The sequence below is a fragment of the Gordonia sp. 852002-10350_SCH5691597 genome (genome assembly GCF_001665715.1).
In the GTDB taxonomy this organism is placed as follows: domain Bacteria; phylum Actinomycetota; class Actinomycetes; order Mycobacteriales; family Mycobacteriaceae; genus Gordonia; species Gordonia sputi.
In genome coordinates, this window is sequence record NZ_LZMO01000217.1 from 21,828 (window position 1) to 31,056 (window position 9,229).

Genomic DNA, 9,229 nt, shown 5'->3' on the forward strand with positions numbered 1-9,229 from the left:
CATGGGTAGAAATCTCAGCACAGATAGCGCCCGTGCGCCCGACGTGCGGTCCCCCTCGCACCCGTGTGCGACATGTGTCACGCGGGACCATCGCCGACTGTTCAGCTCGCCGGTTTCGCTGCACCCTGGTCGGACTCGCCGCCCTTGGGCTTCGGCTTGGCGTCGATACCCGACTCCTTGCGCTGCGCGGCGGTGATCGGTGCGGGAGCGTCGGTGAGCGGATCGACGCCACCGCCCGACTTCGGGAAGGCGATGACCTCACGGATCGAACTCTCACCCGCGAGCAGTGCGGTGATGCGATCCCATCCGAATGCGATCCCGCCGTGCGGCGGCGCGCCGTAGGCGAAGGCGTCGAGCAGGAAGCCGAACTTCTCTTGCGCCTCGTCGTGGTCGATACCCATGATCGCGAACACGCGTTCCTGGATGTCGCGACGGTGGATACGGATCGACCCGCCGCCGATCTCGTTGCCGTTGCAGACGATGTCGTAGGCATAGGCGAGTGCGTTGCCCGGATCGGATTCGAGGCCGTCGAGCGACTCCGGCTTGGGTGAGGTGAACGCATGGTGCACCGCGGTCCACGCGCCCGAGCCGACGGCGACATCGCCCGACGCCGTCGCGTCGTCTGCCGGCTCGAACAGCGGAGCGTCGACGATCCAGGTGAACGCCCAGGCGGCGGTCGAGGGGTCGATGGGCTCGCCCGGTGCCGGGATCAGTCCGAGGCGGACGGCGATCTCGCTGCGTGCGGCACCGAGCAGTGCGCGCTGCGCCTTCGCCGGTCCCGCCGCGAAGAAGACACAGTCGCCGGGCTTGGCGCCGACATGTGCGGCAAGACCATCACGCTCGGCGTCGGAGAGGTTCTTGGCGACCGGCCCACCGAGGGTGCCGTCGTCGCCGACGAGCACATACGCCAGACCCTTCGCGCCACGCTGCTTGGCCCACTCCTGCCAGGCGTCGAGGGTACGACGCGGCTGCGACGCCCCGCCCTCCATGACCACCGCGCCGACGTAGGGCGCCTGGAACACGCGGAACGGCGTGTTGGCGAAGTACTCCGTGCACTCGACGAGCTCGATCCCGAAACGCAGATCCGGCTTGTCCGAACCAAACCGACGCATCGCGTCGGCGTAGGTCATCCGCGGGATCGGTGTGGAGACCTCGACGCCGATGAGCCGCCACAGCGCCACGAGGATCTCCTCGGCGAGCGCGATGACGTCGTCCTCGTCGACGAAGCTCATCTCGATGTCGAGCTGAGTGAACTCAGGCTGGCGGTCGGCGCGGAAATCTTCGTCCCGGTAGGCGCGAGCGATCTGGTAGTAGCGCTCCATACCGGCCACCATGAGGAGCTGTTTGAACAGCTGCGGACTCTGCGGCAAGGCGTAGAACGTTCCCGGCTGCAGACGCGCGGGCACGAGGAAGTCGCGTGCACCCTCTGGCGTCGAGCGGGTCAGCGTCGGCGTCTCGATCTCGACGAAGTCGTGAGCGGCGAGCACACCGCGAGCGGCAGCATTCGCCTTCGAGCGCAGGCGGATTGCCGCAGCGGGCCCGTCGCGACGCAGATCGATGTAGCGGTACCGCAGTCGCGCTTCCTCGCCGGGGCTCTCGTCGAGCTGGAACGGCAGCGGTGCCGACTCGTTGAGCACCTCGAGCTCGGTGGCGTTGATCTCGATCTCACCCGACGGGAGGTTCGGGTTCTCGCTGCCGGCGGGTCGTTCCTCGACGACGCCGGTGACCTTCACGACGTACTCCGCGCGCAGCCGATGTGCCTTCTCGGCCACCGCCTCTTCGCGGAAGACGACCTGCACCAGCCCGGAGCTGTCACGCAGATCGATGAACACGACGCCGCCGTGATCGCGTCGACGCGCAACCCACCCGGCGACTGTGACGGTCTGCGACGCGTCGGCGCGGCGCAGCGAACCGGCGAAATGCGTGCGGAGCACTGGAGTCCTTCCTGATGGACGTATGAGCGAGGAAATCTCGCGCTCAATCCTACGGAGGGCGCGCCCGACGTCGCCGAGTGGTATCCCGCCCGCGTCGAACCCGCCGATCTCACACCACCGCGAGACGTGACCATTGGGCGTGGTTCACCCGTATCCGGACGTCCTCGCCGGTAGCCTGACCTGCATGACGTTCCAAGGCAGCGGGGGGCTGGACAACAGCAACGTGTCCGGTGGCGGGGGTGGTGGTGGTTTCGGCGGTGGCGGAGGCGGCCGTATCGCGCTCGGCGGCGGTGCCGGACTGATCGTCACGCTGGTCGCACTGTTCCTCGGCATCAATCCCGGCCAGATCCTCGGATCGTCGTCGACGACCGGAGGTTCGACGAGCAACTCGGCGAGCCAGATCGACGAGCACCTCGCCCAGTGCACCATCGAGAAGGCCAACACCGACGACATCTGCCGCATCAAGGCCACCACCATCAGCATCAACCGGGTGTGGTCGGACCTGATGAAGGGCTACACGCCACCGAAGACCGTCATCTTCAGCAACTCGGTCGACACCGGCTGCGGCGCCGCCACCTCGGCGACCGGCCCGTTCTACTGTCCCGTAGACAAGACCGCCTACTTCGACCCGTCGTTCTTCGCAGAGCTCAAGCAGATGGGTGGCAGCGACGGCCCGCTGGCGCAGGAGTACGTCGTCGCGCACGAGTACGGCCACCACGTGCAGAACCTGACGGGCGCGCTGCAGAAGGGTCAGCAGCTCGGCTCCAAAGGACCCAAGTCCGGTTCGGTCCGCGTCGAATTGCAGGCTGACTGCTACGCAGGCGTATGGGCGTATCACGCCGACAAGGGCACCGACGCGATGCTCGAACCGCTCACCAACGATCAGATCAACTCGGTCATCCAGACCGCCAAGGCGATCGGCGACGACACGATCCAGGGCGCGAACTCCAATCCCGAGGGCTGGACGCACGGCTCGGCCGATCAGCGGGTCCGCTGGTTCTCGACCGGATACAAGAACGGCGACCCACGCCAGTGCGACACGTTCTCCACCAATGACCTCTGAGCACACCGGGCGCACACCAACCCCCTTCGACGCGATCGCCGACGACCATCTGGCTCGTAGCGCCGACCTCGACCCGATCCTTGCCACCGAGTACGGCCTCGCGGGCCACGACCGTCTACTGACCGACTTCTCCCCCGACGCCGTCGACGAACGGGCAGCCCTGGTGCGCGCGACGCTGGCACGACTCGACGCCGCGTCACCCGCCGACCACGTCGACAGGGTCACCATCGCCACGATGCGAGCGGGGTTGAATCGCGAACTCGCACTCGCCGACGCCGGTGAACTGACCGGTGAGTGCAATGTGATCGCCTCACCGCTGCAGGCGATTCGCGACATCTTCGACCTCATGCCCACCGACACCGCCGATCAGTGCGCCGACATGGTGGCGCGGATCAACGCGATCCCGGCGGCGATCGACAGCGTCATCGTCGGACTCGCGCACCGACGCGACGTCGGACCCGCGCTCGCACGACGACAGGTCGAACTGGTTGCGGCACAAGCCGATGGGGCGCGCGCGGCGATCGCGCAGAACACCACGTCGATCGCCTCCGACGACAGACTCTCCGTCGACCTGGCCGCCGCGCTCGACAGCGCCGGTGCCGCGTTCGACGGCCTGGCCGCATCGTTGCGGTCGACGGTCCTCGACTCCGCCGACCCCGACGACGCCATCGGTCGCGACCGGTACCTCCTCCGGTTGCCGTACTACCTCGGCACCGATGTCGATCCCGACGAGGCCTACGACTGGGCGCTTGATCGCCTCGACGCCATCACCGCCGAGCAGCAGGCGATCGCCGCAGACCTGGTGCCCGGGGCGGGCGTCGCCGAGGCACTCGAATTCCTCGACGCCGCACCGCAGTACCAGCTCCACGATCGCGCGTCGTTCCTCGCGTGGATGCAGCAGACGTCCGACACAGCGGTCGACGGCCTCGCCGGCACACACTTCGACATTCCCGACCGTCTCACCCGACTCGAGTGTCGGCTGGCACCGTCGTCGACCGGCATCATCTACTACACGCAGCCCAGCGCCGACCTCTCCCGGCCAGGCAGGATGTGGTGGGCGGTACCGCCGGAACAGACCGTCTTCCACACCTGGCAGGAGAAGACGACCGTCTACCACGAGGGCGTGCCGGGCCATCATCTGCAACTCGGTGCCGCGATCGTCGATCCCGACCTCAATACCTGGCGCAAACTCGCGTCCTTCACCTCGGGACACGGTGAGGGCTGGGCGCTCTACGCCGAGCGGTTGATGAGCGAGCTCGGCTGGCTAGACGACCCCGGCGACCGGATGGGCATGCTCGACTCGCAGCGCCTACGCGCGGCGCGGGTCGTCGTCGACATCGGTGTCCACTGCCGCAAGGCGGCACCCGCATCTGTCGGTGGTGGCACCTGGGACGCCGAGAAGGCATGGCAGTTCCTCACCGAGTCGGTCGCGATGGATCGGGCGGTGTTGCGCTTCGAGCTCGACCGCTACCTCGGGTGGGCAGGCCAGGCACCGAGTTATGCGCTGGGACAACGTGTCTGGGAGCAGTGCCGGACGCAAGCGCTGATCCGACACCCCGAGTGGACGCTCAGGGACTTCCACACCAACGCCCTCGCGCTCGGCGGGGTCAGCCTCGACGTCCTGCGCGAGGAGATGACGCGCTAGGACGCTCAGTTCGAGGTCGGTCCGTCGACAACCGGCTGCGCCAGCGCGGTAGTCCAGCGTTCCTCGATCCGTCCGAAGCGCCACACCACCAGCGACACGATCCACGTGGCGACGAACAATCCGACGATCACGAAACCGAGCACGTTGAGGTCGATGCCGGAGAGGTCGTCCCAGAACCTGCCCCTCCACCCGAACTCGTCGGCGAGCAGCCCGAGCACTTCGATGGTGCCGATGACGAGTGCGACCGCGATGGACAATCCCGTGATGATGAGGTTGTAGTACACCTTTCTCACCGGATTGGCGAGCGCCCACCCGTATGCGAAATTCATGAACGACCCATCGATGCTGTCGAACAGACTCATACCGGCGGCGAAGATGACCGGCAGACACAGGATCGCGTACCAGGGCAGACCTGCCGCAGCACTCGATCCGGCAAGGATCAGGAGCGCAACCTCGGTCGCGGTGTCGAATCCGAGTCCGAAGAGCACGCCGATCGGATACATCTGCCACGGCTTGCTGACGACCTTCATCACGCGACCAAGGATGCGATTCATGAAGCCCCTGTTGTTGAGGTGCTCTTCGAGCTGCGCCTCGTCGTACACGCCTCGCCGCATGTCACGGAAGACACGGAGGATGCCGAGCAAGATCACGATGTTGATCGTGGCGATCAGGTACAGGAATCCACCCGACACGCTCGTTCCGATCAGGCCCGTCACCTGATGCAGCGTCGATGAGTCGTCCTCGACCGAGCCTGCGAGAGCCTTGATCCCGAACGCCAGCAGCACGGAGAGGCCGAAGACGACGCTCGAATGCCCCAGCGAGAACCAGAATCCGACGGACAGCGGCCGCTGACCCTCCCCCATCAACTTGCGCGTCGTGTTGTCGATCGCCGAGATGTGGTCAGCGTCGAAGGCGTGCCGCATCCCGAGCGTGTACGCCGTGAGTCCGATGCCGATACCGAGCGTCTTCTGACCGACGGTGAAATGCTCTGGCGCCACCAGGAACACCAGCGTCGCCCAACCGATCACGTGCAGGGCGGCGACAGCCGCGACCATTCCGCCGATACTCGCCCACTCCCCGCGTGAGAGGCGGGACGACAGCGATGACAGACGTCGTGAGGAACGCGCGACCCCGGTGACAGACGAACTCATGACACGACGATAGGCCGATCACCGCTCATCTGAACATCTGCTCAGATCGAAACTCGTCGATCGGGCCCTCGCACCTATCCGATCGGATAGTGCAGTGCCGCAACGGATTTCATGCCGGATACAGGGGCATTGCCGGTTTGGTGCCGTTCGCGCGGATCCCGGGAACCGTTCTCAGGCCAGCAGTTGACTGACCTCTGCGACAACGCCCTCCAGCGATGTCTTGTGCTGCTCACCGTTGGTCAGGTTCTTGACCTCGATGGTCCCCTCGGCGAGTTCACGGTCGCCGAGTACCAGCGCCAGCTTCGCGCCGGACCGATCGGCGGCCTTCATAGCGCCTTTGAGTCCGCGGTCGCCGTAGGCGAGGTCGACGCTGACGCCCGCAGCACGCAGTTGCCCTGCGACACTGACCAATTCGGCTTTCGCGTCGGTACCCAGCGGCACCCCGAACACCTGACACCGCGCGGCGTCGACGTGCGCGATGCCCTCGGCCTCGAGAGCCAGCATCGTACGGTCGACGCCGAGCCCGTAGCCGATACCCGAGAGATCCTGCTTGCTGCCGAGTTGACGCATCAGGCCGTCGTATCGACCACCGCCACCGATACCCGACTGCGCACCGAGTCCGTCGTGGACGAATTCGAACGTCGTCTTGGTGTAGTAGTCCAGGCCGCGGACCAGGCGGGGATTGATCACATAGGGGACGCCGAGCTGGCGCAGATGCGACAGCACGCTCTCGAAGTGGCCGCGCGCGTCGTCGGACAGGTAGTCGAGCATGAGCGGTGCGTCGGCGGTGGCCTCGCGGATGTCGGGGCGCTTGTCGTCGAGCACGCGCAGCGGATTGATCTGTGCGCGTTGACGTGTCGCCTCGTCGAGGTCGAGTCCGCTCAGGAACTCCTGCAGCGCGTCGCGGTATGCCGGGCGGCAGGAGTCGTCGCCGAGGGAGGTGATCTCCAGGCGGAATCCCGACAATCCGAGCCGTCGGTACCCCTCGTCGGCGATCGCGATGACCTCGGCGTCGAGCGCGGGGTCGTCGACGCCGATCGCCTCCACCCCGACCTGCTGCAATTGGCGGTAGCGGCCGGCCTGTGGGCGTTCGTAGCGGAAGAACGGACCCGCGTAGCAGAGCTTGACGGGGAGCTGTCCACGGTCGAGGCCGTGCTCGATGACCGCGCGGACAACTCCGGCGGTGCCTTCGGGACGAAGCGTGACCGACCGGCCGCCGCGGTCTTCGAAGGTGTACATCTCCTTGCTGACCACGTCGGTCGACTCGCCGACGCCCCTGGCGAAGAGGCCGGTGTCCTCGAAGATCGGCAGTTCGATGTGTCCGTAGCCGGCGCGCCGAGCGGCGTCGGTGAACGTGTCACGGACGCGGCGGAAATCAGCCGACGCGGGCGGGTAGTAGTCGGGGATGCCCTTCGGTGCGACGAAGTCGGCGCTCACAGTCTCCTGCTTCCCTTCTGTCGGCTCGACTCCCCCAATTCAGTGAGGAACGGGTTCGTCGCGCGTTCCTGCCCGATCGAGGTCTGCGGCCCGTGGCCGGGCAACACCTGGGTCTGGTCGGGCAACCCGAGGAGCTTCGACTCGATCGATTCGAGCAGTTGCCGGTGGTTGCCGCCGGGCAGATCGGTGCGTCCGATGGACCCCGCAAAGAGTACGTCACCGGAGAAGCAGACTCCGACACTGGTCTCCTGACCTGCATCGTCGAGGACCGGAACGTCGGTGCGCAACAGTACGGACCCCTGGGTGTGGCCGGGCGCGAGATCGACGTCGAACCGGATGCCCGCCACCTCGATCGGCTCACCGTCGACGAACTCGATGACCTTCTCCGGCTCGCGGAACGTCAACGGCCCGATCATCGCGCCGAGTGCGCTGCCGAGGCCGACCGCCGGGTCGGCGAGCATCGGGCGATCAGCCGGGTGGATATAGGCGGGAATCCCGTATGCGTCGCAGACATCAGCGGCGTTCCAGGTGTGATCGAGGTGGCCGTGGGTGAGCAGCACCGCAACCGGGGTCAGGTCGTGCTCGGCGAGAATCTCGGCGACCTTGCCCGCCGCTTCCTGCCCCGGGTCGACGACGACCGCCTCACCGCCCGGCTCGGGCGCCACGATGTAGCAGTTGGTCTGGAACATCCCGGCGGGGAATCCGGTGATCAGCATGTGCTCTCCTCGGCTTCGACATGACGCGGGCGCCGATGACGCGTCGCTCCTGACCCTCCATTCTGGCGCATGTCCGAACACCACTCGACGACACTCCGGCACACCTGCCTGGAGAACTCTCAGGGTGTCCTGGCACACTTGCGTGTCGATACAGCCGTGATTCATACGCGCCGTGTTTGATACGCACCGAGTTTCATACGCCCCGACAGACGTCTCAGGAGGGTTCACCAGCGTGACCACCAACGAGGAACGCCGCGAAGCCGCCAAGCGGAAGCTTGAGGACAGACTCGAACGCGAGCGCCAGGATCGCAAGCGTCGGCGGATCCTCATCGCGTCGATCTCGACAGTGGTGGTGGTAGCAGTCGTCGCCACCGCGACCACGCTCATCGTGAAGAAGGTCCTCGACGACCGCGAAGCCGCTCGATGGACGTCGTGTCAGTATCAGGATCAGCCCGACCGCCTCAAGCCGATCCCCACCGATCCGCCGCAGGGTGTGCCCGCTGAGCAGCACGACGAGTACCGCAAGTACGCGGCCGAGATGAACAAGATGATCAACGAGGGCATCCCGAAGAAGCGGACAGCCCCCAAGCCCGGTGACCGGCAACTGAAGTCCGGCGACGTCTCGGCGGTGTTCGACACGTCCCAGGGCGCGATTCCGATCACGCTGACCCGGGCGTCGGCACCGTGCAACACGGGCGCGATCATCTCGCTCATCAGCGACAAGTACTACAACGACACCCCGTGCCACCGCATGACCACGAGCGAGGCACTCAAGGTGCTGCAGTGTGGCGATCCCACCGGAACCGGTGCAGGCGGCCCGGGCTGGAGCAGCCCCGACGAGCCGCCGACCGATCTCAAGCCCGCAGGACAGGCGAACCAGATGACCGGACAGCAGTCGGTGATCTACCCCCGCGGCACCATCGCGATCGCCAACAGCAACCAGGGCGGCCAGAGCAGCAACACCGGCTCGAGCCAGTTCTTCCTCGTGATCTCCGACAGTCAGCTCCCGGCCGACTACTCGGTAGTCGGCAAGGTCGACCCCGAGGGCCTGAAGGTGCTCGACAAGGTCGCCGCAGGCGGCGTGACCGCCGGACCGTCGGGCGAGGCCAACGACGGCAAGCCCAAGCTTCCAGTGCAGATCACCACGGCCAAGATCACCGGCGGAGACCTGGACTAAACGCACACTCGACGCGACGAAGCGCCCCCTCGGCGGGCCAACCCCCCCCCCCGGCTTCTCTGTGTCGAGTGTGCGCCCGAGAACCCCACTGGGCGGCCGAGCCCAC

The 9,229-nt window shown here is 66.5% G+C and carries 7 protein-coding genes; 3 read left to right on the forward strand and 4 right to left on the reverse strand.

Translation table 11 applies throughout. The features are described 5' to 3' along the window. Positions 1-101 precede the first annotated feature (101 nt). Positions 102-1,934, reverse strand: coding sequence for an aspartate--tRNA ligase (aspS, locus tag A5777_RS15830; RefSeq protein ID WP_064863367.1), 1,833 nt, complete (start codon positions 1,932-1,934; stop codon positions 102-104). 184 nt (positions 1,935-2,118) lie between these two features. Between aspS and ypfJ the strand changes: the two genes are divergently transcribed. Beyond that, on the forward strand, positions 2,119-2,997 hold the full coding sequence (ypfJ, locus tag A5777_RS15835) for a KPN_02809 family neutral zinc metallopeptidase (RefSeq protein WP_064863373.1): 879 nt from the start codon (positions 2,119-2,121) through the stop codon (positions 2,995-2,997). Next, positions 2,987-4,642 (forward strand): DUF885 domain-containing protein, encoded by a 1,656-nt coding sequence (locus A5777_RS15840; protein ID WP_064863368.1) that lies wholly within the window; start codon positions 2,987-2,989, stop codon positions 4,640-4,642. The genes ypfJ and A5777_RS15840 overlap by 11 nt, the downstream gene beginning before the upstream one ends. A 5-nt stretch (positions 4,643-4,647) precedes the next feature. On the opposite strand, the gene A5777_RS15845 is transcribed toward A5777_RS15840, so the two are convergent. The 3 genes from A5777_RS15845 to A5777_RS15855 all read right to left on the reverse strand — a co-directional run bounded on the left by A5777_RS15845 (position 4,648) and on the right by A5777_RS15855 (position 7,946). Continuing rightward, positions 4,648-5,793, reverse strand: a complete 1,146-nt coding sequence (locus A5777_RS15845; RefSeq protein WP_064863369.1) for a HoxN/HupN/NixA family nickel/cobalt transporter — start codon at positions 5,791-5,793, stop codon at positions 4,648-4,650. Between the two features lie 171 nt (positions 5,794-5,964). Continuing rightward, the gene (gene hisS, locus A5777_RS15850) at positions 5,965-7,230 is read right to left on the reverse strand and encodes a histidine--tRNA ligase (protein ID WP_064863370.1); all 1,266 of its coding nucleotides are present in this window, start codon (positions 7,228-7,230) and stop codon (positions 5,965-5,967) included. Further along, positions 7,227-7,946 (reverse strand): MBL fold metallo-hydrolase, encoded by a 720-nt coding sequence (locus A5777_RS15855; RefSeq protein ID WP_005202628.1) that lies wholly within the window; start codon positions 7,944-7,946, stop codon positions 7,227-7,229. The genes hisS and A5777_RS15855 overlap by 4 nt, the downstream gene beginning before the upstream one ends. Positions 7,947-8,178: 232 nt before the next feature. Here A5777_RS15855 and A5777_RS15860 point away from each other — a divergent pair, with 232 nt between their 5' ends. Continuing rightward, on the forward strand, positions 8,179-9,123 hold the full coding sequence (locus A5777_RS15860; RefSeq protein WP_005202626.1) for a peptidylprolyl isomerase: 945 nt from the start codon (positions 8,179-8,181) through the stop codon (positions 9,121-9,123). Positions 9,124-9,229 lie beyond the last annotated feature (106 nt).

What these genes read in the sequence shown, in the direction of transcription:
- ypfJ (WP_064863373.1), top strand. Translation starts at nt 2,119, where the DNA reads ATGACGTTCCAAGGCAGCGGGGGGCTGGACAACAGCAACGTGTCCGGT.
- A5777_RS15840 (WP_064863368.1), top strand. Translation starts at nt 2,987, where the DNA reads ATGACCTCTGAGCACACCGGGCGCACACCAACCCCCTTCGACGCGATC.
- A5777_RS15845 (WP_064863369.1), bottom strand. Translation starts at nt 5,793, where the DNA reads ATGAGTTCGTCTGTCACCGGGGTCGCGCGTTCCTCACGACGTCTGTCA.
- A5777_RS15855 (WP_005202628.1), bottom strand. Translation starts at nt 7,946, where the DNA reads ATGCTGATCACCGGATTCCCCGCCGGGATGTTCCAGACCAACTGCTAC.